21 protein-coding genes and 1 tRNA gene are annotated in these 21,602 nt (G+C 68.7%); 16 read left to right on the top strand and 6 right to left on the bottom strand.

Annotated features, from left to right (window positions below):
- Nucleotides 1-163: 163 nt before the first annotated feature.
- The 12 genes from ACVCL9_RS14850 (at nucleotide 164) to ACVCL9_RS14795 (ending at nucleotide 10,361) form a co-directional block, all read left to right on the top strand.
- A complete protein-coding gene (locus ACVCL9_RS14850; RefSeq protein WP_447097543.1) occupies nucleotides 164-1,162 on the top strand; it encodes an acyl-CoA desaturase in 999 nt (332 codons plus the stop codon).
- Between the two features lie 3 nt (nucleotides 1,163-1,165).
- Nucleotides 1,166-2,464, top strand: coding sequence for an NAD(P)/FAD-dependent oxidoreductase (locus ACVCL9_RS14845; protein ID WP_447097544.1), 1,299 nt, complete (start codon nucleotides 1,166-1,168; stop codon nucleotides 2,462-2,464).
- A complete protein-coding gene (locus ACVCL9_RS14840; protein ID WP_395120973.1) occupies nucleotides 2,461-3,261 on the top strand; it encodes a DUF1365 domain-containing protein in 801 nt (266 codons plus the stop codon). Before ACVCL9_RS14845 ends, ACVCL9_RS14840 begins: the two co-directional genes overlap by 4 nt.
- Nucleotides 3,262-3,284: 23 nt before the next feature.
- Nucleotides 3,285-4,562, top strand: coding sequence for a class I SAM-dependent methyltransferase (locus tag ACVCL9_RS14835; RefSeq protein WP_447097545.1), 1,278 nt, complete (start codon nucleotides 3,285-3,287; stop codon nucleotides 4,560-4,562).
- Nucleotides 4,559-5,110 (top strand): DUF2878 domain-containing protein, encoded by a 552-nt coding sequence (locus tag ACVCL9_RS14830; protein ID WP_447097546.1) that lies wholly within the window; start codon nucleotides 4,559-4,561, stop codon nucleotides 5,108-5,110. Before ACVCL9_RS14835 ends, ACVCL9_RS14830 begins: the two co-directional genes overlap by 4 nt.
- On the top strand, nucleotides 5,107-5,889 hold the full coding sequence (locus ACVCL9_RS14825; protein WP_447097547.1) for a DUF1295 domain-containing protein: 783 nt from the start codon (nucleotides 5,107-5,109) through the stop codon (nucleotides 5,887-5,889). Before ACVCL9_RS14830 ends, ACVCL9_RS14825 begins: the two co-directional genes overlap by 4 nt.
- Nucleotides 5,886-7,001 (top strand): SAM-dependent methyltransferase, encoded by a 1,116-nt coding sequence (locus ACVCL9_RS14820; protein WP_447097548.1) that lies wholly within the window; start codon nucleotides 5,886-5,888, stop codon nucleotides 6,999-7,001. The genes ACVCL9_RS14825 and ACVCL9_RS14820 overlap by 4 nt, the downstream gene beginning before the upstream one ends.
- Complete coding sequence (locus ACVCL9_RS14815) at nucleotides 6,998-7,534, top strand: lipocalin family protein (RefSeq protein ID WP_395120968.1); 537 nt, start codon at nucleotides 6,998-7,000, stop codon at nucleotides 7,532-7,534. Before ACVCL9_RS14820 ends, ACVCL9_RS14815 begins: the two co-directional genes overlap by 4 nt.
- A gap of 113 nt (nucleotides 7,535-7,647) precedes the next feature.
- Nucleotides 7,648-7,720: transfer RNA gene (locus tag ACVCL9_RS14810), tRNA-Ile, on the top strand.
- Between the two features lie 211 nt (nucleotides 7,721-7,931).
- Nucleotides 7,932-8,270 (top strand): CoA transferase, encoded by a 339-nt coding sequence (locus ACVCL9_RS14805; RefSeq protein WP_447097549.1) that lies wholly within the window; start codon nucleotides 7,932-7,934, stop codon nucleotides 8,268-8,270.
- Between the two features lie 163 nt (nucleotides 8,271-8,433).
- Nucleotides 8,434-8,631 (top strand): CsbD family protein, encoded by a 198-nt coding sequence (locus ACVCL9_RS14800; RefSeq protein ID WP_395120959.1) that lies wholly within the window; start codon nucleotides 8,434-8,436, stop codon nucleotides 8,629-8,631.
- 401 nt (nucleotides 8,632-9,032) lie between these two features.
- Nucleotides 9,033-10,361 (top strand): Fic family protein, encoded by a 1,329-nt coding sequence (locus ACVCL9_RS14795; protein ID WP_447097550.1) that lies wholly within the window; start codon nucleotides 9,033-9,035, stop codon nucleotides 10,359-10,361.
- Nucleotides 10,362-10,512: 151 nt separating this feature from the next.
- Here the strand turns inward: ACVCL9_RS14795 and mnhG are convergent, their stop codons facing one another.
- The 6 genes from mnhG to ACVCL9_RS14765 are packed head-to-tail and all read right to left on the bottom strand — an operon-like array spanning nucleotide 10,513 to nucleotide 16,459.
- Nucleotides 10,513-10,866: a monovalent cation/H(+) antiporter subunit G gene (gene mnhG, locus ACVCL9_RS14790; protein WP_447097551.1), complete on the bottom strand. Its 354-nt coding sequence runs from the start codon at nucleotides 10,864-10,866 to the stop codon at nucleotides 10,513-10,515.
- Nucleotides 10,863-11,144 carry a K+/H+ antiporter subunit F gene (locus ACVCL9_RS14785; RefSeq protein WP_395120956.1) on the bottom strand — a complete coding sequence of 94 codons (282 nt, stop codon included), beginning with the start codon at nucleotides 11,142-11,144 and terminating at the stop codon, nucleotides 10,863-10,865. The genes mnhG and ACVCL9_RS14785 overlap by 4 nt, the downstream gene beginning before the upstream one ends.
- Nucleotides 11,141-11,629, bottom strand: coding sequence for a Na+/H+ antiporter subunit E (locus ACVCL9_RS14780; protein WP_395120955.1), 489 nt, complete (start codon nucleotides 11,627-11,629; stop codon nucleotides 11,141-11,143). Before ACVCL9_RS14780 ends, ACVCL9_RS14785 begins: the two co-directional genes overlap by 4 nt.
- Complete coding sequence (locus ACVCL9_RS14775) at nucleotides 11,626-13,221, bottom strand: monovalent cation/H+ antiporter subunit D (protein WP_447097552.1); 1,596 nt, start codon at nucleotides 13,219-13,221, stop codon at nucleotides 11,626-11,628. The genes ACVCL9_RS14780 and ACVCL9_RS14775 overlap by 4 nt, the downstream gene beginning before the upstream one ends.
- On the bottom strand, nucleotides 13,218-13,559 hold the full coding sequence (locus tag ACVCL9_RS14770; RefSeq protein WP_395120953.1) for a Na+/H+ antiporter subunit C: 342 nt from the start codon (nucleotides 13,557-13,559) through the stop codon (nucleotides 13,218-13,220). Before ACVCL9_RS14770 ends, ACVCL9_RS14775 begins: the two co-directional genes overlap by 4 nt.
- Nucleotides 13,559-16,459: a monovalent cation/H+ antiporter subunit A gene (locus ACVCL9_RS14765; protein WP_447097553.1), complete on the bottom strand. Its 2,901-nt coding sequence runs from the start codon at nucleotides 16,457-16,459 to the stop codon at nucleotides 13,559-13,561. Before ACVCL9_RS14765 ends, ACVCL9_RS14770 begins: the two co-directional genes overlap by 1 nt.
- 332 nt (nucleotides 16,460-16,791) lie before the next feature.
- Between ACVCL9_RS14765 and ACVCL9_RS14760 the strand changes: the two genes are divergently transcribed.
- From ACVCL9_RS14760 to ACVCL9_RS14745, 4 genes are all read left to right on the top strand, one after another.
- Entirely contained in the window at nucleotides 16,792-17,634 is an 843-nt protein-coding gene (locus ACVCL9_RS14760; RefSeq protein ID WP_447097554.1) for a hypothetical protein, read from the top strand.
- Between the two features lie 101 nt (nucleotides 17,635-17,735).
- A complete protein-coding gene (locus tag ACVCL9_RS14755; protein ID WP_395120950.1) occupies nucleotides 17,736-19,289 on the top strand; it encodes an EAL domain-containing protein in 1,554 nt (517 codons plus the stop codon).
- A gap of 137 nt (nucleotides 19,290-19,426) precedes the next feature.
- Complete coding sequence (locus ACVCL9_RS14750) at nucleotides 19,427-20,092, top strand: response regulator (RefSeq protein ID WP_395120949.1); 666 nt, start codon at nucleotides 19,427-19,429, stop codon at nucleotides 20,090-20,092.
- Nucleotides 20,089-21,483, top strand: coding sequence for a sensor histidine kinase (locus ACVCL9_RS14745; protein ID WP_447097555.1), 1,395 nt, complete (start codon nucleotides 20,089-20,091; stop codon nucleotides 21,481-21,483). Before ACVCL9_RS14750 ends, ACVCL9_RS14745 begins: the two co-directional genes overlap by 4 nt.
- Nucleotides 21,484-21,602 lie beyond the last annotated feature (119 nt).

Here is a 21,602-nt window from a genome sequence, read left to right as displayed (position 1 = left end):
GATGCTCGCTGCCTGCGCGTCGCCCGTCGCCGGCAAGGCGAGATCGGCACTGAACAGCACACGCCGCCGCGAGGTGGCGCGAACGACGGCTTCGCATCCGCATGCATCCGCGGCGCCATTCGCGCCGTATGTGTCATTGAACCGCTCACCGGATGTTTCCCTGATGGCCGCCCGATCGACATCGCCTGCAACGCCTTCGCCCCTCCAGGCACCTGCCGGTGGCCCCGTTGCGGTCGCGGAGCGCTCCTGGGCGGCCCGCACGCTGCGTCGCTGGTTCGACACCAGCACCGTGGTGGAGATCGACGAGAGCCGCGAGGACCGGATCGACTGGCTGCGCGCGGCACCGTTCGTCGCGATGCACCTTGCCTGCCTCGGGGTGATCCGGGTCGGCGTGTCGCCGGTCGCGTTGGGCGTGGCGGGCGCGCTCTACATGCTGCGCATGTTCGCGCTGACCGGGTTCTATCACCGCTATTTCTCGCATCGCACGTTCCAGACCTCGCGCGCAGTGCAGTTCGTGTTTGCGCTGATCGGTGCGTCCTGCGTGCAACGCGGACCGCTGTGGTGGGCGGCGCATCACCGGCAGCACCACCGGGTTGCGGACACGCCGGCCGATCCGCATTCGCCGCGCGTGCACGGCTTCCTGTGGAGCCATGTCGGCTGGTTCCTGACCCCGCGCAATTTCCGCACCGACCTGGCGCGCGTACCGGACCTGGCGAAGTATCCGGAGCTGCGCTGGCTGGATCGGTTCGACATCGCGGTGCCGCTGCTGCTGGCCATGGCGATGTACGGGCTGGGCGCGTTGCTGCAACACGTGGCGCCGCAGCTGGGCACCAGTGGCGGGCAGATGCTGGTGTGGGGTTTCTTCGTGTCCACCATCGTGTTGTTCCACGCCACGGTGACGATCAACTCGCTGGCGCATCGCTTCGGCCGTCGTCGTTACGCGACAAAGGACGACAGCCGCAACAACCTGTGGCTGGCGCTGCTGACGTTCGGCGAAGGCTGGCACAACAACCACCACTTCTTCCCCGGCTCCAGTCGCCAGGGCTTCCGCTGGTGGGAAGTCGACGTGACCTGGTACGGACTGAAGCTGATGGCGATGCTGGGCCTGGTGCGCGGGCTGAAACCGGTGCCGGCGTGGGTGCTGGCCAGGGCGGGGAGCTGAGCGATGCGCATCGCCGTGGTCGGGTCGGGCATCGCGGGGCTGGCATCGGCGTGGCTGCTGTCGCGCAAGCATGAGGTGACGCTGTTCGAGGCCAATGACTATTTCGGCGGGCACACCCATACGCACGAGGTGGAGCAGGCCGGAAAAAGCTACCGCATCGACAGCGGCTTCATCGTGCACAACCCGGCGCACTATCCGCTGCTGACGCGGATGTTCGCGCAGCTGGGCGTGGCCTCGCAGCCGACCACGATGAGCTTTTCGGTGCACAGCGAGGCCAGCGGGCTGGAGTACAACGCCACCACGCTGGACACGCTGTTCTGCCAGCGCCGCAACCTGCTGTCGCCGCGCTTCCTCGGCATGGTGCGCGACCTCGCCCGCTTCTACCGCGAGGCACCCGCGCTGTTGCTCACGCCCGAGGACACGACCAGCCTCGGCGATTACCTGCTGCAGCACGGTTACGGCACCGCGTTCCGCGACGAACATCTGATTCCGATGGCCTCGGCACTGTGGTCGTCGCCGCCCACGCAGATCCTGCAGTTTCCCGCGCGCTACCTGGTGCAGTTCATGGCCAACCACCAGATGCTGCAACTGGCCGGACGTCCGCAGTGGCGCGTGGTGAAGGGCGGCTCGTCGACCTACGTGGCGGCGTTGCGCGCGCACTGGCCGGTGCGCGAGCGGCTGCACTGCCCGGTGCATTCGATCCTGCGCCACGCCGGCGGCGTCGAGGTGTGCAGCGCGGCGGGCGTGGAGCATTTCGACCAGCTGGTGCTGGCCTGCCACAGCGACCAGGCGCTGCGCCTGCTGGGCGACGCGAACGAGCGCGAGCATTCGATCCTGGGCGCGATGACCTACCAGGCCAACGACACCGTGCTGCACACCGACGCCAGCGTGCTGCCGCGCCGGCGCAAGGCGTGGGCGGCCTGGAATGCGTGGCTGCCGCGCGATCCCGCCGCGCCGTGCACGGTCAGCTACTGCATGAACCTGCTGCAGGGCATCGCCTCGCCTGAGCCCTTCGTGGTCAGCCTGAATCGCAGCGAGGCAATCGACCCGGCCAAGGTCCTGGCGCGCATGCGCTACCACCATCCGGTTTACACCCGCGCCTCGGTGCAGGCGCAGGCGCGCAAGGCCGAAATCCAGGGCTGGCGCCGCACCTGGTTTGCCGGCGCGTACTGGGGCTGGGGTTTCCACGAGGACGGCATGCGCAGCGCGGTCGAGGTGGCTGCGTCGCTCGGCGTGCATTGGCCACCGGACCATGCGCCGGTGGCGACGCCCACTCCGCACCAGGCGGAGCTGATGGCGTGACGACGAAACCGGCCAGCTCGAAGCTGCGATTGGCCAGCGCCGTGTACGAAGGCGTGGTGCGCCACCGTCGGCATGAGCCGCACGCACACGCGTTCAGCTATCGCATGGCCCAGCTGTACCTGGACCTGGACGAGGTCGAGCGGATATTCGCCGAGCGCTGGCTGTGGTCGACCACGCATCGCAACCTGGCGCAGTTCCGCCGCAGCGACTACCTGGGACCGGCGACCCTGTCGCTGACCGATGCGGTGCGCCAGCGGGTGGAGCAAGCCACCGGCACGCGGCCGAGCGGTCCGATCCGCCTGCTCACCCACCTGCGTTACGCCGGCATGGTGTTCAACCCGGTCAGCTTCTACTACTGCTTCGCCGAGGATGGCGAAACCCTGCTGGCGGTGCTGGCCGAAATCACCAACACGCCGTGGAAGCAGCGCCACGCCTATGTGCTGCCGGTCGAGGACGCACAGGTGCATGGCCGCGCACTGCACTGGAACTTTGCCAAGACCTTCCACGTGTCGCCCTTCATGCCGATGGACTGCACCTACGACTGGCGCTTCACCGTGCCGGCCGAGGACCTGCGCGTGCACATGAACGTGATGCGCGAAGGCCGGCGCACGTTCGACGCCACGCTGAACCTGCGGCGCCTGCCGCTGACCGGCGCGTCGCTGGCGCGCGTGCTCTGGCGCTATCCGCTGATGACCGCCCAGGTGGTCGGCGCGATCCACTGGCATGCACTGCGGCTGTGGCTGAAGCGCAATCCGGTGCACGACCATCCGGCGCCGCCCGCGCGCCCTGCCGACTGAAACGAACGCTCCCGAGGTTTGCCATGAACGATATCGCCAGCACCCGTACCCGCGACGACGCCGCATTCGGCGGGCTCGATCGCTTCCTGCGCCGGCAACTGCTCGAGCGGATGCGCGGCCTGCGCCACGGCCGGCTGGTGCTGAGCGACGCCTGCGGCACGGCCGAGCTGGGTGAACCCGCCAGTGCGCAGCCCACGCTGCAGATCCACCTGCAGGTGCTGGACCCGGGCTTCTACCGCGCAGTGGCGCGCCATGGCAGCGTCGGCGCCGGCGAGTCGTACATGGACGGCCAGTGGCGCTGCGACAACCTGGTCGGCCTGATCCAGCTGCTGGTGCGCAACCGCGACCTGCTCGACGGGATGGAGAGCGGCGTGGCCCGGCTCGGCGGCATGGCGATGCGGCTGTGGCACGCGCTGCGTCGCAACACCCGCGACGGCAGCCGCCGCAACATCGCCGCGCACTATGACTTGGGCAACGATTTCTTCAGCCTGTTCCTCTCGGCGGACCTGATGTACTCCTCGGCGATCTGGAGCGACCCGGCCGACACGCTGGAAACCGCTTCCGCACGGAAGCTGGAGCGGATCTGCCGCCAGCTCGACCTCCAGCCCGCCGACCGGGTGATCGAGATCGGCACCGGCTGGGGCGGCTTCGCGCTGTACGCGGCGCAGCACTACGGCTGCCATGTCACCACCACCACGATCTCGCGCGAGCAGCATGCGCTGGCCAGCCAGCGCGTCGCCGAAGCCGGCATGCAGGGACACGTCACCGTGCTGCTGGAAGATTACCGCGACCTCGACGGCCAGTACGACAAGCTGGTCTCGATCGAGATGGTCGAGGCGATCGGCGCCCCGTATCTGGACGTCTATTTCGGCAAGCTCGGCCGCCTGCTGAAGCCGGAGGGCCTGGCGCTGGTGCAGGCGATCACCATCGAGGACCACCGCTACGCGCAGGCGTTGAGGTCGGTCGACTTCATCAAGCGCCACGTGTTTCCCGGCAGCTTCATCCCCTCGATCAGCGCACTGCTCGCGGCCAAGACCCGCGCCAGCGACCTGAGCCTGATCCGGCTGGAGGACTTCGGCAGTTCGTACGCGCAGACGCTCAAGGCATGGCGCGAGCGCTTCATGGCCCGCCTGCCGCAAGTGCGCGCGCAGGGCTTCGACGAACGTTTCGTGCGCCTGTGGGAGTTCTACCTGGCGTATTGCGAAGGCGGCTTCCGCGAACGCTCGATCGGCGTGGCGCACCTGTTGATGGCCAAGCCGGGTCATCGCCCTGCCGCATCGTCGCCGGGCCGGCCGGCATGAGTTTCTGGCTCAGCCTGATCGGCTACCAGGCCGTGTGGTTTGCCGCGGTGATCGGCGCAGGTCACGGGCTGGCGTGGCCGGGCGTGCTCGGCATGCTGGTCTACGCGCTGGTGCAGCTGGCCTGCGCCCGCAACCTCCGCGTCGATCTCGCCCTGATGGCCGCCGGGCTGGTGATGGGTTTCCTGCTGGACGGCACGCTCAGTCGGAGCGGGCTGGCCGATTACGCGGCCGGCTGGCCGAACCCGGCGCTGGCACCGGCGTGGATTCTCGCGCTGTGGGTGACCTTCGCGCTGACCTTCAGCCAGTCCCTGCGCTACCTGCAGACGCGGCTGTGGCTGGCGGCGCTGCTGGGGCTGGTCGGCGGTCCGCTGGCCTATCTGGGTGCGGCGCGCGGCTGGCAGGTGGTGACGTTTGCCGAACCGACGTGGCGCGCGCTGCTAACACTGGCGCTCGGCTGGGCGCTGGCGACACCGGCGCTGGCGTGGCTGGCGCGCCTCGGCCGCGCCTCGACGCAGCCGCGGCCGGCAACGCGGGGAGCCCGCGCATGAATCCCGGGTGGCAACTTCTGATCGTGTGGCTGCTGGCCGCGCTGATGATGACGCTGGGCTGGCAGTGGCAGCGCAGGCGCAGCAATGCGGGCATCGTCGACGTGCTGTGGGCGGCGGGCGTGGGCGGCAGCGCCGTCCTGCTGGCGCTCACCGGCAGCGGCGCGCCGTGGACACGCGCGATGCTGGCATGCCTCGGCGGCGCGTGGGGCCTGCGCTTGTCCCTGCACCTCTGGCGGCGCGTGCGTGGCGAAGCGGAGGACGGTCGCTATCGCAACCTGCGCGCGCACTGGCAGGGCGCGCAGTGGAAGTTCTTCGCCTTCTTCCAGTTCCAGGCCTTCCTGATCGTGTTGTTCGCGCTGCCGTTCGCGGCGGTCGCGCGCAACCCGCAGGCGTCCGCGCCGTGGCTGGCCGCGGCCGTTGCCATCTGGCTGCTGGGCGTGCTGGGCGAGTCGCTCGCCGATGCGCAACTGGCGCGCTTCCGCAACGACCCGGCCAACCGTGGCAAGACCTGCCGCGATGGCCTGTGGCGGTATTCGCGCCACCCGAACTACTTCTTCGAATGGCTGCACTGGTTCGCCTACGTCTGCCTGGCGATCGGTTCGCCGATCGGCTGGCTGGCGTGGTCCGGGCCGGTAGTCATGTACGTGTTCCTGCGCTGGATCAGCGGCGTGCCATACACCGAGGCACAGGCGCTGCGCACGCGCGGCGAGGATTACCGCGACTACCAGCGCACCACGGCGATGCTTATTCCATGGTTCCCCAGGAGGACCCCGCGATGACCACCCCCGCTTCCACCGAACTGGCCAGCGAGCGCCCGGCGCCAGGCCTGCTGGGCATGGCCGAACGCGGCCGCATCCCCGACGCGCTGTTGCGCCAGGGCATCCGCCGACTGTGTGCGCAACGCCTGCGCGAGGAACAGGCCGGCGGCCTGGACGCGCAGGCCGAGCGATATGCACAGCGCATCGAGATGCTGCGCCACAGCCCGGTGGCGATCCACACCGACGCGGCCAACGCGCAGCACTACGAGCTGCCGCCGGCGTTCTTCGAACTCTGCCTGGGCAAGCGCCTGAAGTATTCGTCCTGCTACTACCCGCGCGGCGACGAGTCGCTGGACCAGGCCGAGGAAGCGATGCTCAAGCTGTACGGCGAACGCGCCCAGCTCGCCGATGGCCAGTCGATACTGGAACTGGGCTGCGGCTGGGGCTCGCTGACCCTGTGGATGGCCGAGCATTTTCCGAGCGCGCGGATCACCGCGGTATCCAACTCCGCCCCGCAGCGCCAGCACATCGAGGCGCAATGCCGCCGACGTGGCCTGTTCAACGTGCAGGTGATCACCTGCGACGTCAACGCGCTGCAACTCGATCCGACGCAGTTCGACCGCTGCGTGTCGATCGAGATGTTCGAGCACATGCGCAACTACGAGACGCTGCTGAACCGCATCGCCGGCTGGCTGAAACCCGGCGGCAAGCTGTTCGTGCACATCTTCGCGCACCGCACGGCGATGTATCCGTTCGAGACCGAGGGCGACGACAACTGGATGGGCCGGCACTTCTTCACCGGCGGGCTGATGCCGGCGTCGGACACCTTGCTGTGGTTCCAGTCCGCGCTGCACATCGAGCAGCGCTGGCATGTCGACGGCACGCACTACCAGCGCACCGCCAACCACTGGCTGGCCAACCAGGATGCGCACCACGACGAGGTGATGAAGGTACTGGCGCAAGCCTACGGCAGCAAGGCCGCGCCGCTGTGGTTCCAGCGCTGGCGCATGTTCTGGATGTCCTGCGCCGAGCTGTTCGGCTACGCCGACGGCCAGCAGTGGCTGGTCGCGCACTACCGCTTCGTGCGCCCCGCGGTCGACACCCGCCCCTCGATCGCCGCGGAGACGCCATGAGAATCCTGACGACCTTTTTGCTGGCCTGCCTCATGCTGTTCAACGTCAACACTTTCGCCAGGGAGCTGCCGCCGATCACGCCGGTGGCCCATGTCGACCTGCCCCGCTTCATGGGCGACTGGTACGTGATCGCCACCATCCCCACCCGCTTCGAGAAGAACGCGTACAACGCGGTCGAGGTCTACACGCTGAGGCCCGATGGCAACGTCGCCACCTCGTTCCACTTCCGCAACGGCAGCTTCGACGGCGAACGCAAGGAGATCCACTCCACCGGCTTCGTCAAGCCCGGCACCGGCAACGCGGTGTGGGGCGTGCAGGTATTCTGGCCGCTGAAGGCGCAGTACATCGTGGCCTGGCTGAAGGACGACTACAGCCAGGTCATCGTGGCCCGCGATGCGCGCGACTACATGTGGGTGATGGCGCGCACGCCGACCATCGCGCAGGCCGACTACGACGCGCTGCTGGCGCGGGTGCAGGCGCTGGGCTACCCGATGGACAAGGTGCGCAAGGTGCCCCAGCAAGCCAGACAATGACCGGACAACCCGCCGCGCCTGCCAGGAAGCCCCGCCGACGCGGGGCTTCTTCGTTCCGGCGAAGGTCCGGCCTCGTGGGCGCGCCGCGCCCTACGGTAAACTCCCACGCTCGCGGGCCTATAGCTCAATGGTTAGAGCAGGGGACTCATAATCCCTTGGTTCCAGGTTCGAGTCCTGGTGGGCCCATTTCACGACATTCGGCACCCCGCCCGGGCAGGCGCGCACCGAGCGTCAGCGCATCGGGAAACCCGCCGCATCTACAGCGCCTCGCTGCTGCGCCACCGCCGCCGGTTCGATAGAAAAACTATCTTTTGAACATGGCGCATCGGCTCGATTGCCGTCGTGCCATGCCGCACACTGCCGCTCATGACGAGGATGGCGACAGGCGGGCAAGCCGATGCGTAGCAAGCTGTTCGTGCCCGGTGCACGGCCGGAGCACGCGGCGCTCGCCGCGCGCAGCGCGCTGGAATGGGAGGACCTGTTCGGCGACGAGGTACCGTGCGCCGCCGCGCGCCGGATCGAGGACATGTTCGACCACCCCCAAGTGCAATCGCAGGGCATCATCGACACCTTCGAGCACCCGCTGGTGGGCCGTTACCGCGGCGTCGCCCAGTCGATCCGCTTCGGCCGCACGCCGGGACCGGCGCCGTTTGCCGCGCCGGTGCTGGACCAGGACACCGCCGCCGTGATCGCCGCGCTCGAGGACGATGCCGACAGCGCATTCGGCAAACGCTGATCCGGCGCGGCAGGCGCACCCGCGACCTGCCCATCATGAACGCCCCCGCCCCCTCTACACGAACTGACGACCCGCCGCTCACACGGATTCCGGAGAGTGGGTGGCGCGGGAGGGTTTCCCCCGGAAGCCCCCGCCGCGAGTCCCCAACACGGAGTCGACACACATGAACAACGACCGCATCCAAGGCAACTGGAAACAGCTCACCGGCAAGATCAAGGCCAAGTGGGGCGACCTGACCGACGACGACCTGACCCGTGCCGAGGGCAACACCGAATACCTGGTGGGCAAGGTGCAGGAGCGTTACGGCATCGCCCGCGACGAGGCGCAGCGCCAGGTGAAGGAGTTCGAGCGCACGCTGTAATCGCCGCGCCGGTTCGCGGCAGGGCCAGCTTCGCATCGGCCCTGCCGCGTTCAGCCCTCTCGCGTCGGCTGCGGCACCTCCAGCGAGCCTTCCTCGCGGTCGCGGTACAGCGCGGGCCGGCAGTTCGAACTGGTGTCACGCACACCAAAGGCCAGCCGGCCTTCGGCGCCCAGGTGCCCGGCCCCGATGGCAGCCGCCGCCCAAGCAGGCTGATCACCACCACCCTCGTCGGCTATCGGGTCTGCACACCACAAGCGTGGGCTCGTACATATTGCGGGTGGAGGAGGTACCGCCCGCTCCGGGTTCATGGCGTACGGGCGGCCCGTCGCGAAGCCGGCGCATGGCACTGTCAATTTGCTACTAATTACGCTATCAATTAGTAGCAAATTGACAGGTGCCCCATGAAACTCCCCATGCCACCCCCGGCGCTCGGCGACCTGTTCGAGCGTTCCGACGTCCGCAAGATACTTCTCGCCAAGCTTGGCCCCGAGGTCAAGGGACGATACGAGCACTGGGATCAGCTGCGCCATCTCACGCCACCCGAGAACCTGACGCCTGAAGAATGGTGGCTGGGAATCAAGATGGCGCGCCGCGGGTTGCGCCAGGAAATGCCGTTGAAGGACAAGGCGGGCAACCCATTCACCGTCGTTCTGAGTGACAGCATCCAGCGAAACCTGTTCCTGATTGGCCGTGATGCCGCTGGCGCGCTTCGTGGCCAGGAGGCATCTCAATCAGAAGTCACCCGCGAACATTACCTCGTTCGATCCCTGATGGAAGAAGCGATGACTTCGTCGCAGCTTGAGGGAGCTGCCACGACCACCCAAGTCGCAAAAGACATGCTTCGCAGTGGGCGGGAGCCGCGTGATTACGGCGAACGCATGATCTACAACAACTACCTGGCCATGCGCGAACTGAAAGCATGGAGGCAGCGGCCGCTGACCCCTGCGGCGGTTTTCGAGATCCACCGCAAACTGACCGACGGAACGCTCGAGGACGAGGGATGCGCGGGAAGGTTCCGGTTGCCCTCGGAAGACATCGTCATCGAGGACGAGACCGGTCGCGTTCTCCACGTGCCTCCACCGGCACGGGAGCTCGAGCAGCGCCTGCAGTCCCTTTGCGACTTCGCCAACCAGTCGGACGACGGCGAGCACTTCGTGCATCCGGTGGTCAGGGCGATCCTGATCCACTTCCAGATCGGCTACGACCATCCGTTCGTCGACGGAAATGGCCGGACCGCCAGGACGTTGTTCTACTGGTCGCTGCTGAGATCGGGTTTCTGGATGGCGGAGTATCTGTCGATATCGAGCATCCTGAAACGGGCGCCCGCCCAATACATGCGGTCATACCTGTACACGGAGACTGATGAGGGAGACACCACCTATTTCGTGGCTCACCAGCTGACCGCCATTCTCGAAGCCATCGACGGCGTTCATCGCTACATCACCCGAAAACAGAATGAGCAGGCAGCCGCCGCGGCGCTGCTCAAACCCGGCAGCCCGTTGGCTCACCGGATCAACCACAGGCAAAGAGCGCTCCTTCTGAACGCCCTCAAGAACCCGGGAAAGGTCTTCACCATCGAAATGCACCGTAGAAGCCACGGCACGTCATACCAGACCGCCAGGGCCGACCTGCTTGCCCTGGTGGCCGAAGGGTTCCTGCGCCAATCCCGCGAAGGAAAGGCCTTCGTGTTCGTTCCGGTGCCCGATCTCGAAAAACGATTGCATGCATGACCATGGCGTGCCTCGTCACACGCAGGATCGCGCGTGACGAGGCCAAACGACAGGTGGTGTTCGAGCGGATGCTGCAAGCGGTTCGCCGCGGCATCGGATCGCGGGGCCGGCACGTTCGCATCGGCCACGCCGCGTTGCGGCTCGCGCGCGGTCAGTCCTCTCGCGTCGGCTGCGGCACGTCCTGCGAACCTTCCTCGCGGTCGCGGTACAGCGCGGCGCGCACCAGCAGCATCAGGGTGATCGGGGTGGTCAGGGTGAGGAACACGCCGATCAGCACTTCATTGAAGATCGGCCGGCCGTGCAGCACCGAGAAGCAGGTGATCGAGGCGGCCAGCATGAAGAACGTGCCCAGCGTGGTGCCCAGCGTGGGTGCGTGCACGCGCTGGTAGAAGTTCTTCAGGCGCAGCAGGCCGAGCGAGCCGACGAAGGCGAACAGCGCGCCGAGCAGCATCAGCACGGCGACGATGATGGCTGCCCATGGCGGCAGGGCGTCGAGATGGCTCATTCGATCACCTGCCCGCGCATCAGGAATTTCGACAGCGCCACCGTGCTGGCGAAGCCGAGCAGGGCGATGATCAGGCCGGCCTCGACGTAGAGCATGCTGCCGCTGCGGATGCCGATGGTCAGCAGCAGGATCATCGCGTTGACGTACAGGGCGTCCAGCGCCACCACGCGGTCCTGCGCGCGCGGGCCGCGCACCATGCGGATCAGCGAGAAGGCCATCGCCAGCAGCAGCAGGATCTGCGCCGCGCGGATCGACACGTCGAGCAGTTCGTGGCTCATTGGAAAACCTCCAGCAGAGGGCGTTCGTAGCGCTGCTTGATCGAGTCGATCCAGCCGGCCTCGTCGACCAGGTCCAGCACGTGGATCAGCAGGATGTTGGCGTCGGAGTCGTAGCTGACCCAGATCGTGCCGGGGGTGGAGGTGATGATGCACGACAGCACGGCCAGGCCGTAATGGTCGGTCAACTCCAGCGGGATCGCCACGAAACCCGAGTGCAACGGGCGCTTGTTGAACAGCACGATGCGCGCCACCGCGAGGTTGGAGCGCACGATGTCCAGCACCACGCGCACGAACAGGCGCAGCAGCAACGGATAGTTGCGCAGCCGCGCCTTGGGCGGGTCCAGCAGGTCGAGCATCCGGCCCAGCACGATGCCGAGCACGATGCCGAGCAGCACGGTGCCGGGCGACACGCTCTGGTTGAAGATCAGCCAGATCAGCGCCAGCAGCGCGGACAGCAGCGGATGCGGCAGCCAGCGGCGGATCATGGTGCGACCTCGGCGCCCGGCAGCACGGCGTGGATGTAGTTGCCCGGCGCATGCAGCTGCGCGGCGGTGTCGCGCAAATAGTGCAGCGGCCGCTCGGGCCAGACCGTCAGCAGCAGGCACAGCCCCAGCAGCAGCGCGACGGAGACGCTCTCGGTGAGGCGCACCTTCGGAAAGATCCGCTCCGGCTCGACCCAGAAGATCTGGATGCCGGCGCGGCACAGCGCGGTCACGGTGCAGAAACCGGCCGCCACGACCAGCGCGAACAGCAGCTGCGCGCCGCGCCCGGCGTCATCGAGCATCGGCGCCAGCAGGGCGAACTTGGCCAGGAAACCGGACAGCGGCGGCAGCCCCGCCAGCAGCACCGCGCAGGCCGAGAAGCTCAGGCCCAGCATCGCGATCGGCGCCGGGATCACCACGCGGCTCTCGTCCTCCTGCGCGTACAGGCTTTCGTTCGCGGGGGTTTCGCCGGGCTGCTCGTACGGTTCCAGGCTCAGCGTGTCGTCGGTGTCGTCGTCGCCGTCGGAGGCGAGCAGGCCGGCAATCAGGAAGAACGCGGCGATCGCCAGGGTGGAGATCACCAGGTAGGCCAGCGCGCCGGCGGTCACCGCGCTCTGCTGCAGGCCGATCGCGCCGAGCAGGGTGCCGGCGGAGACCACCACGTTGTAGCCGGCCAGCTTGCCGAGGTCGCGCGCGCCCAGCATGCCGATGGTGCCGGCCACCAGCGTGGCCATGCCGCCCCACAGCATCCACGCGCTGCCGAAATGCGCCGAGGCGGGCCCGGCGCCAGCGCCGAACAGCAGCAGGCCGAGGCGCAGCAGCACGTAGATGCCGAGCTTGGTCATCAGCGCGAACATCGCGGCCACCGCCGGCGCCGCGGCCGCGTAGGTGCGCGGCAGCCAGAAGCCGAGCGGCCACATCGCGGTCTTGATCAGGAACGCCACGCCGAGCAGCGCCGCGCCCGCATGCAGCAGCGCGCGGGTGCGCTCCGGCACGTGCGGGATCAGCTCAGCCAGCGCCGCCATGTTGAGCGTGCCGGTGACGCCGAAGATCAGGCTGACGCCGAGCAGGAACAGCATCGAGGCAGTCAGGTTGACCGCGATGTAATGCAGCCCCGCGCTGACCCGCCGCGCACCGGAGCCGTGCAGCGCCAGGCCGTAGGACGCCGCCAGCAGCACTTCGAAGAACACGAAAAGATTGAACAGGTCGCCGGTGAGGAAGGCGCCGTTCAGGCCCATCAGCAGGAACTGCAGCAGCGGCTGGAAATGGCCGCCGCGATGCTGCCAGCGACCCAGCGCATACGGCAGCAACCCCAGCGCCAGCACGCTGGTGAGCAGCACCATCAGCGCGGAAAGCCGGTCCGCCACCAGCACGATGCCGAAGCGCGCCGGCCAGTCGCCGATGCGGTAGACCGCCGCCAGCGCGCCGTCGGCGGACACCTCCAGCAGCAGCGCGGCGGCCAGCAGCACCAGCGCCACGCACGAGGCGATGCTCAGCGCCAGCGCCGTGCGCCGGCGCTTCTCGCCCACCAGCAGCTGCAGCGCGGCAATGAGCAGCGGCAGCAGGATCGGCGCGACGACCAGGTGCTGGCTCACGGCGTGCCGTCCTCGCCGTCGACGTGATCGTTGCCGGTCAGCCCGCGCGAGGTCAGCAGCACCACCAGGAACAGCGCGGTGGTGGCGAAACCGATCACGATCGCGGTGAGCACCAGCGCCTGCGGCAGCGGGTCGGTGTACTGCGCGACGTTGCCGGCCACCTCGTGCAGCACCGGATCGGCGCCGGTGCGCAGGCCGCCGATGGAGAAGATGAAGAGGTTCACGGCATAGGAGATCAGGGTCAGCCCGATGATCACCTGGAAGCTCCGCGGACGCAGCAGCAGCCACACGCCGGAGGCAGCGAGAATCCCGATCGCGGCGGCCAGCACCAGTTCCATCAGCCCTCCCCTTCCGCGGCGGCGGCCGACACCTGGCGCGGACGCCGCAGCGACTGGTGCGCCAGCGCGATCAGCATCAGGATGGTCGCGCCCACCACCGTGGCGAACACGCCAAGGTCGAACAGCAGCGCCGTCGCCAGCGGCACGCGGCCGAACAGCGGCAGCGCCAGGTACTGAAAATGACTGGTCAGGAATGGACGTCCAAATACCAGCGAGCCTAAGCCCGTGAACAAGGCCAGCAGCAGCCCGGCGCCGATCCAGCGCAGCGGCAGCACGCGCAGGCGCGACTCCACCCAGCGCGCGCCGCGCGCCATGTACAGCAGGATCAGCGCCACCGCCACGGTGATCCCGGCGACGAAGCCGCCGCCCGGCAGGTCGTGCCCGCGCAGGAACAGGTGCAGCCCGAACAGCAGGATCACCGGCGCCATCAACTGGATGATCAGGCCGGGGATCATCAGGTAGTCGGTCAGCGAATGGTCCGCCGCGCGCCCGGGTTCATCCGCCTCCAGCGCCGTCTGCTGGCGCTGTTGCTCCGGTACGTGGATGCTTTCGGCGGCCGGGCGGAAACGGCGCAGCAAGGCGAACACGGTCAGCGCCACGATCGCCAGCACGCTGATCTCGCCCAGCGTGTCGAAGCCGCGGAAGTCGACCAGGATCACGTTGACCACGTTGTGGCCGCCGCCCTCGGTGTACGCCTGTTCGAGGAAGAAGCGCGAGATCGAATCGGCCACCGGATGCATCATCGCGGCGTAGGCCAGGCTGGCCACGCCGACGCCCACCGCCAGCGCGATCACGATGTCGCGGCGGCGACGGAAGCGCTGGCGCCGCCCCTCGGGCGTGAACCCGGCAATGCGCTTGGGCAGCCAGCGCAGGCCGAGCAGGATCAGGATCGTGGTGACCACCTCCACCAGCAGCTGGGTCGCCGCCAGGTCAGGCGCGGACAGCCACACGAAGCTCACGCACGACACCAGCCCCGCGCCGCCGGTGAGCACCAGCGCGGCGAGGCGATGGAACTTGGCCTGGGTTGCCGCGCCGATCGCGCAGGCCGCGCCGAGCAGCCACAGCAGCGCGAACGCCGGATCGATGCTGGACCAGTGCGGGCGAAAATCCAGCGGTGCCGTGGTTGCCGCCAGTCCGCCGGCCAGCAGGGCGAGCAGCACGATCCACAGCAACTGCGACTGCAGCCGCCGGCTCGGATAGAGCCGCTCGATGCGCTGCGGCCAGTCCGCCGCGAACAGCGCCAGCGCACGCTCGAACAGCCGCTTGCCGCTGAAGCGGCTGGTCAGCGGCGCCGTCTCGATGGCATCGAAGCGACGGCGCAGGCTGGCGAACAGCAGGCAGCCGGCGGCGAAGGCGAATACGCTCATCAGCAGCGGCGTGGTCAGGCCGTGCCACACCGCCAGGCTGTACGCCGGCATCTCCGCGCCGAGCACCGCGCCGGCCGCCGCGTGCAAGGTGGGTCCGATCACCCGCCCCGGCAGCACGCCCACCAGCAGGCAGGCCAGCGCGAGGAAGCCGATCGGCAAGCGCATCCACAGCGGCGGCTCATGCGGTTCGCGCGGCAGGTCGGCAGGCATGCGGCCGAAGAACACGCCGCGCACGAAGCGGATCGAGTAGGTCACGCCGAATGCGCTGGCGGCCACCGCGATCACCACCGAGATCGCGTCCAGCAGCGGCCCCTGGCGCACTGCCAGCGTCTCGGCGAAAAACATCTCCTTGGAGAGGAAACCGTTCAACAACGGCACCCCGGCCATCGCCGCGCCGGCCACCAGCGCCAGCGTGGCGGTGACCGGCATCACCCGGTACAGGCCGCCGAGCCTGCGCAGGTCGCGCGTGCCGGCCTCGTGGTCGACCGCGCCAGCGGCCATGAACAGCGAGGACTTGAAGGTGGCGTGGTTGACGATGTGGAAGATCGCCGCCACCACGCCCAGCGTGCTGCCCAGCCCCACCAGCATGGTGATCAGGCCCAGGTGGCTGATCGTCGAATAGGCCAGCACGCCTTTCAGGTCCTGCTCGAACATCGCCGCGTAGGCGCCCAGGATCAACGTGACCAGGCCCACGCCCCCGACGATCCAGTACCACTGGTCGGTGCCGCCCAGCACCGGCCAGAAGCGCACCAGCAGGAACACGCCGGCCTTCACCATCGTCGCCGAATGCAGGTAGGCCGAGGCCGGCGTGGGCGCAGACATCGCCTGCGGCAGCCAGAAGTGGAACGGGAACTGCGCGCTCTTGGTGAACGCGCCGAGCAGGATCAGCAGCAGGGTCGGCGTGTACCACGGGTGCGCGCGCACCGCCTCGCCCGCAGCGAGGATCGCGTCCAGTCCATAGCTGCCCGCGATGTGCCCCAGCAGCAGCATGCCGGCGAGCAGGCAGAAGCCGCCGCCGGAGGTGACGATCAGCGCCATCCGCGCGCCATCGCGCGCGGATGCGCCGTGGTGCCAGTAGCCGATCAGCAGGAACGAGAACAGGCTGGTCAGCTCCCAGAAGAACACCAGCTGGATCACGTTGCCGGACATCACGATGCCCAGCATCGAACCCATGAACGCCAGCAGCAGCGCGAAGAAGCGCGCCAGCGGATCGTCCGGCGACATGTAGTAGCGCGCGTACACGCCCACCAGCGCGCCGATGCCGCAGATCAGCAGCAGCATCAGCCAGCTGAAGCCGTCCACTCGCAGCACCAGGTCCAGACCCAGCGACGGTGCCCATGGGATGGTCTGGCGCAGCACCTCGCCGGCGAGGATCGCCGGGGCCAGCCACAACGAAAGTGCCAGGCCGAGCAGCGCGGCGCCGGTCATCAGCCAGGCGGCGCTATTGTGCCCGCGCTCGCGCATCAGCCACGTCGCCGCCGCCGCCGCGAAAGGCAGGCAGAGGATGGCGCCTGGGATGAGGTTGTCGGGCATCGCTCACTGCGTTCGATGGAAAGATCGTCGGTGTCGCCCGTCACCGGACCGGCGCCCGGGTGCATCACGCACGGCTACCGCCTCGAACCAGCTGTCATGCAGGCGCGCGGCATGGCAGGCCATCGTCGCGATCACCCGCATGCACTCACCTCTGGGCTGGGAGCGTGGCGGCCAGAACCGTCCGGACTCCTCGCCCGATTCTATCGTTCGCCGCGCGCAAGCGGCAACGGCCCTGCACGGCGCTTGCACACCACCTGTTCGTACCATCACCCGTGGAATCCCGGGATGGCCGCGCGCATGCGTTGCCTCGCACCCATCCGGAGACATGATCGATGACCTGTCCACCTCTTCGTCGGCCCCGTCATGCGCTGCGCCTCGCCGCCCTCCTGCCGCTGGCGCTGGGCAGCGGGCTCGCCGGCGCGCAGCAGTCACCTGCACTCGATCGCGTCAGCCTGTGGCTGGGCGGCTACGACGCGCACGTCGACACCACGCTCGGCGCCAGCGATCCGGGCGGCCGGTACGGCGGCAACTTCAGTCTGGAGAACGATCTCGGCTTCAACGACCGCAAGCGCGTGCCGCGCGCGCGACTGGATTTCCTGGTCGGCGACAGCCAGGGTTTCTCGCTCGACTACTACAGCGTCAACCGCTCGCGCAGCCAGAGCCTGGCGCGCTCGATCAGCTACGCCGGCAACGACTACGAGGCCGCCGCCACGGTGCGCGGCAAGTTGAACTTCGATTTCGGCAGCGCCTCCTGGCGCTGGTGGTTCGGCCACGGCAACGACGTGTTCGGGCTGGGCCTGGGCGGCGCCTACTACCGCGTGCACGCCGCCATCAGCGGCGAGGCCAGCGTCAACGGCGAGCCGGTCGGGCAGGTCTCCTCCGGCACCAGCGACGGCGCCTGGGCACCGATGCTGCAGCTCGGCTGGCGCCATGCGTTCAACGACCAGTGGCGCATGTATGCCGACGCCGCCGGGGTGAAGAAGAACGGCGGCCGGCTCAGCGGCCACATCGTGAACGCCGCGCTGGGCGTGGAATGGCTGCCGTGGCCACACCTTGGCTTCGGCGCCGAATACGGCTACAGCCGCGTGGTGCTGCACCAGCGCAAGCACGCCTACCACGCCAACCTCGACATGAAACTTGACGGTCCCTCGTTGTTCGTCCACCTGCGCTTCTGAGGCGTGCCGCCGGCGCATGAGCGGATAGGCACGCCGGCAGCGTTGGTGCATCATCGAGGCTCCGACGAGCCGTCCCGACACGGGCGCGGCAAGGGGAAACGATGCCAAGGCGGTTTGCCACCACCATCGCGCTGACGCTGTGCACCGTGGCCATCGCCCTGCCGCTGGTGGCGGCACTGCTGATCGCCCGACACCAGTCGATGGAGGAAGCCGGCGCCCAGGCATCGAACATCGCCAGCGCCATCATCCATCGCACGGAAGCGGTGGGCGAACAGTCCGCGGCCGCCTATCAGCGGTTGACCGAGTTGAATCCCTCCGGCACGTGCTCCGAGGCCAAACGCGCGCAGTTGCGCCGGATTCTGCTGGATTACGACTACGTGCAGGCGGCCGGCTACGTCTCCGGCGATCGCATCACCTGCTCGGCCATCGGCCCGCAGGCCGACGGCCTGCAGATGGGGCCACCGGCGTACGTGAGCCCGAAGGGCACGCGGGTGCACTTCGGGGTTTCCATCGACGGCAGCCGTCCGTTCGTGGTGCTCAGCGGCGACCATTACGCCACCGCGGTTCACCCGGACAACCTGCTGGTCGAAACGCCTTCCGTGCCGGGCCTTGCGCAGGGCGTGTTCGGGCGCAGCGCCGGCAAGGTCTGGGCCCGTGACGGCCACTTCGACCCGGCATGGCTGGAGCAGCACGGCAAGGCGGCCCGCGCGATCTTCTACGACGGCGGCTACCTGGTGGCGATCCAGGGATCGGAACGCTTCGACGTGGGCGCCTACGCGGCGATTCCGCGTGCCTACCTGAGCTCCCGCCTGCGCGAGCTCGCCCTGTTGCTGCTTCCCGTCGGGCTGGCACTGGGCGCGGCGTTGGTCGGCGCGATCGTCATGTTCGCGCGCCAGCGTGCGTCGCTGCCCGCGTTGCTGCGGGCGGCGCTGAACCGGCAGGAGTTCGTGCTGTACTACCAGCCGATCGTCGAGCTGGGCTCCAACACGATAGCCGGGGCCGAGGCACTCTTGCGCTGGCCCGCCAACAAGCAGATCGGCATGCGCCCGGCGCTGTTCGTGCAGGCCGCGGCCGACTGCGGACTGACCGCCCGCTTCACCGAATACGTGCTCGCCCGCGTCGCCATCGACGGGCCACGCTTCTTCAGCCGATATCCGGGCTGCTACATCAGCGTCAACCTGGCGCCGAGCGACCTGCTATCCGGCGCAGTCGTCGAGCACCTGCAGCGCCTGCTGACCACGCCCGGCATCGGCGTGCACAACATCGTGGTGGAGGTGACCGAGAGCTCCTTCGTCGACCCGGCCAGCGCCAACCGCACGATCGCGCGCATCCATGCGCTGGGCATCCGGGTGGCGATCGACGACTTCGGCACCGGCTTTTCCGGCCTGTCGCAATTGACCCAGCTGCGCGCCGATTGCCTGAAGATCGACAAGATCTTCGTCGACGCCATCGGCACCGGGTCGGTCACCAGCGAAGTGGTGCTGCACATCATCGCGATGGCGCGCTCGCTCAAGCTCACGCTGATCAGCGAAGGGGTGGAGACCCACGCCCAGGCCGAGTTCCTGCGTCAGCACGGCGTGGCGTTTGCCCAGGGCTGGCTGTTCGGCAAGGCGCAGCCGCTGGACGAGCTGTTGCGCCCGGCCGGGCCCGACTGATTGCCGGCGGCACCCGGTCGAGCGCCTCCGCGCGGACCGCGCAGCCACCGGCTCTTGACGTGTCGACTGCGCCATAAGCACTTCTTAAGCCGGCACACGGATAATCCGCCGGGCCGCCGCCACACCGGAGCCTGTTCGTGCACATCATCCTGGTCGAGGACGACGCCCAGCTCGGCGCCGCCATCCAGCGCGCGCTGGAACGCCTCGCCTATACGGTGAGCTGGCTGCGCGACGGCCGCGAGGCGCTCATCGCGCTGCGCGACGAAACCGCCGACCTGGTGCTGCTCGACCTCGGCCTGCCCGGCAAGGACGGCCTCGACGTGCTGGTCGAGGCGCGCCGCAGCCACGTCACCACGCCGGTGATCGTGATGACCGCGCGCGACGGCCTGCAGGCGCGCGTGCACGGACTCGATGCCGGCGCCGACGATTATCTGATCAAGCCGTTCCACCTCGACGAGCTGTGCGCGCGCATCCGCTCGCTGAACCGGCGCGCGCAGGGCCTGGCGGTCAACCGCATCGAGGTCGGCGCGCTGGCGCTGGACCTGGGCACCTCGCAGGTGACCTGTCGCGGTGAGGCGATCGAACTGACCCGGCGCGAGTTCGCTCTGCTGCAGATCCTGCTGGAACGCGCCGGCAAGCTGGTGCGCCGCGAAAGCCTGGTGAACTCGCTGTATGGTCTGGACACCGTGGTCGGCGACAACGCGCTGGAGGTGCTGGTGCATATGCTGCGCAAGAAACTCGGCTACGACACCGTGCGCACCGTGCGCGGCTTCGGCTACATGATCCCGCGGGAGCCCGAATGAGCCAGCCCAGCCTGCGCGGCCGGCTGCGCTGGCTGATCATCGGCGTGATGCTGGCGGTGCTGCTGCCGCTGGCGGTGCTCAGCTTCCGGCGCATCATGCAGGAGATGAACGAATTGTCCGACGGCCGGCTGGCGCAGTCGGCCCGCACGCTGCAGGTGATCCTCGGCCAGGAAGGCCCCGACGTGTTGCGCGGCCACGGCCAGCATGGCCAGTTGGTACCGATCGAGGCGCCCGCGGTGCAGGCCATGCGCCGGCGCGGCCACACGTTCGAGTCCGAGGTCGGCTTCCAGGTATTCGACCGCGCCGGCCGCCTGGTGATGGCCACCACCAACCTCGCCGCGCTGCCCGCGCCGCAAGCCGGCGACGGCGAATACCGCGACATCCGCGCCGACGGCTACCGCTGGCGCCTGTTCACCCTGTCCGACCCGCGCGATGGCCTGGTGATCCGCACCGGCGAGCGCTACGACAGCCGCCACGACATCCTGCGCGCGCTGTGGTTCGACCATGCCCTGCCGCTGCTGATCGGCCTGCCGCTGCTCGGCCTGCTGGTCGGCTGGGCGGTGCGGCGCGGCCTGCGCCCGCTGCAGTCGCTGACCGGCGCACTGGCCTCGCGCAAGCTGGGCAGCCGCGAGGCGATCGTGCTGGAGCGGGCGCCGCTGGAACTGCAGCCCGTGCTCGACGCGTTGAACGGGCAACTGCAGCGCCTCGCCGATGCACTGGAGCGCGAGCATCGCTTCAGCGCCGACGTGGCGCACGAGCTGCGCACGCCGCTGGCCTCGATCATGCTCAACATCGAGAGCGCAATGGCCACCCGCGATCCCGCCGAAGCGGAGGCCAGCCTGGCCGGCGCGCGCCACAACGTGGCCGCGCTGGCGCGGCGCGTCGAGCAGTTGCTGGCGCTGGCGCGGCTGGAATCCGGCACCGCGCTGGAGCAGCGCCAGCCGGTCGACCTGGTGCGCGTGGCCAGCGACGTGATCGAGGAGCTGGCTCCGGTGATCGCCGAAAGCGGCGCCGAGCTGGGCTTCAGCCACGACGACCACCCGCTGCAGGTGCAAGGCCACGAGGCCGCGCTGGCCGCGCTGCTGCGCAACCTGATCGAGAACGCCATGCGCCACGTGCCGGCCGGCGGCCAGGTGCAGTTGTCGATTGCGCAGGGCGTGGTCACCACCACCATCGACGTGGCCGACGATGGCCCCGGCATCCCGCCCGAACGGCGCGCCGCCGTGTTCGCCCGCTTCCACCGCGAATCGAGCAGCCGCGGCGAAGGCTACGGTCTCGGCCTGTCGATCGTGCAGCGCGCCGCCGAGCTGCACGGCGCCAGCATCGAGCTGCTCGATTCGCCGTTCGGCCACGGCCTGCGCGTGCACGTGAGCATCCCGCGCAACGACTGAGCGAAGCGCCCGTCACGACACTGAAACGCCAGCCTGCGCCTCCGTAAGCCGGCTGAAAGCCGGCCGCCCGGAGAATGCCGGCCGATGACCCCGGCCGATGCGTGCCGGTGGCGGGCAAA

The sequence above is a fragment of the Rhodanobacter sp. UC4438_H5 genome, from assembly GCF_052978405.1.
The sequence above is the reverse complement of the archived record's forward strand: the minus strand, read 5'-3'. Positions and strand labels throughout refer to the sequence as shown.

Excerpts from the sequence above, each read along its gene's own strand:
- ACVCL9_RS14850 (WP_447097543.1), top strand. The coding sequence starts at position 164 with ATGGCCGCCCGATCGACATCGCCTGCAACGCCTTCGCCCCTCCAGGCA.
- ACVCL9_RS14845 (WP_447097544.1), top strand. The coding sequence starts at position 1,166 with ATGCGCATCGCCGTGGTCGGGTCGGGCATCGCGGGGCTGGCATCGGCG.
- ACVCL9_RS14835 (WP_447097545.1), top strand. The coding sequence starts at position 3,285 with ATGAACGATATCGCCAGCACCCGTACCCGCGACGACGCCGCATTCGGC.
- ACVCL9_RS14830 (WP_447097546.1), top strand. The coding sequence starts at position 4,559 with ATGAGTTTCTGGCTCAGCCTGATCGGCTACCAGGCCGTGTGGTTTGCC.
- ACVCL9_RS14825 (WP_447097547.1), top strand. The coding sequence starts at position 5,107 with ATGAATCCCGGGTGGCAACTTCTGATCGTGTGGCTGCTGGCCGCGCTG.
- ACVCL9_RS14820 (WP_447097548.1), top strand. The coding sequence starts at position 5,886 with ATGACCACCCCCGCTTCCACCGAACTGGCCAGCGAGCGCCCGGCGCCA.
- ACVCL9_RS14815 (WP_395120968.1), top strand. The coding sequence starts at position 6,998 with ATGAGAATCCTGACGACCTTTTTGCTGGCCTGCCTCATGCTGTTCAAC.
- ACVCL9_RS14805 (WP_447097549.1), top strand. The coding sequence starts at position 7,932 with ATGCGTAGCAAGCTGTTCGTGCCCGGTGCACGGCCGGAGCACGCGGCG.
- ACVCL9_RS14800 (WP_395120959.1), top strand. The coding sequence starts at position 8,434 with ATGAACAACGACCGCATCCAAGGCAACTGGAAACAGCTCACCGGCAAG.
- ACVCL9_RS14795 (WP_447097550.1), top strand. The coding sequence starts at position 9,033 with ATGAAACTCCCCATGCCACCCCCGGCGCTCGGCGACCTGTTCGAGCGT.
- mnhG (WP_447097551.1), bottom strand. The coding sequence starts at position 10,866 with ATGAGCCATCTCGACGCCCTGCCGCCATGGGCAGCCATCATCGTCGCC.
- ACVCL9_RS14785 (WP_395120956.1), bottom strand. The coding sequence starts at position 11,144 with ATGAGCCACGAACTGCTCGACGTGTCGATCCGCGCGGCGCAGATCCTG.
- ACVCL9_RS14780 (WP_395120955.1), bottom strand. The coding sequence starts at position 11,629 with ATGATCCGCCGCTGGCTGCCGCATCCGCTGCTGTCCGCGCTGCTGGCG.
- ACVCL9_RS14770 (WP_395120953.1), bottom strand. The coding sequence starts at position 13,559 with ATGGAACTGGTGCTGGCCGCCGCGATCGGGATTCTCGCTGCCTCCGGC.
- ACVCL9_RS14765 (WP_447097553.1), bottom strand. The coding sequence starts at position 16,459 with ATGCCCGACAACCTCATCCCAGGCGCCATCCTCTGCCTGCCTTTCGCG.
- ACVCL9_RS14760 (WP_447097554.1), top strand. The coding sequence starts at position 16,792 with ATGACCTGTCCACCTCTTCGTCGGCCCCGTCATGCGCTGCGCCTCGCC.
- ACVCL9_RS14755 (WP_395120950.1), top strand. The coding sequence starts at position 17,736 with ATGCCAAGGCGGTTTGCCACCACCATCGCGCTGACGCTGTGCACCGTG.
- ACVCL9_RS14745 (WP_447097555.1), top strand. The coding sequence starts at position 20,089 with ATGAGCCAGCCCAGCCTGCGCGGCCGGCTGCGCTGGCTGATCATCGGC.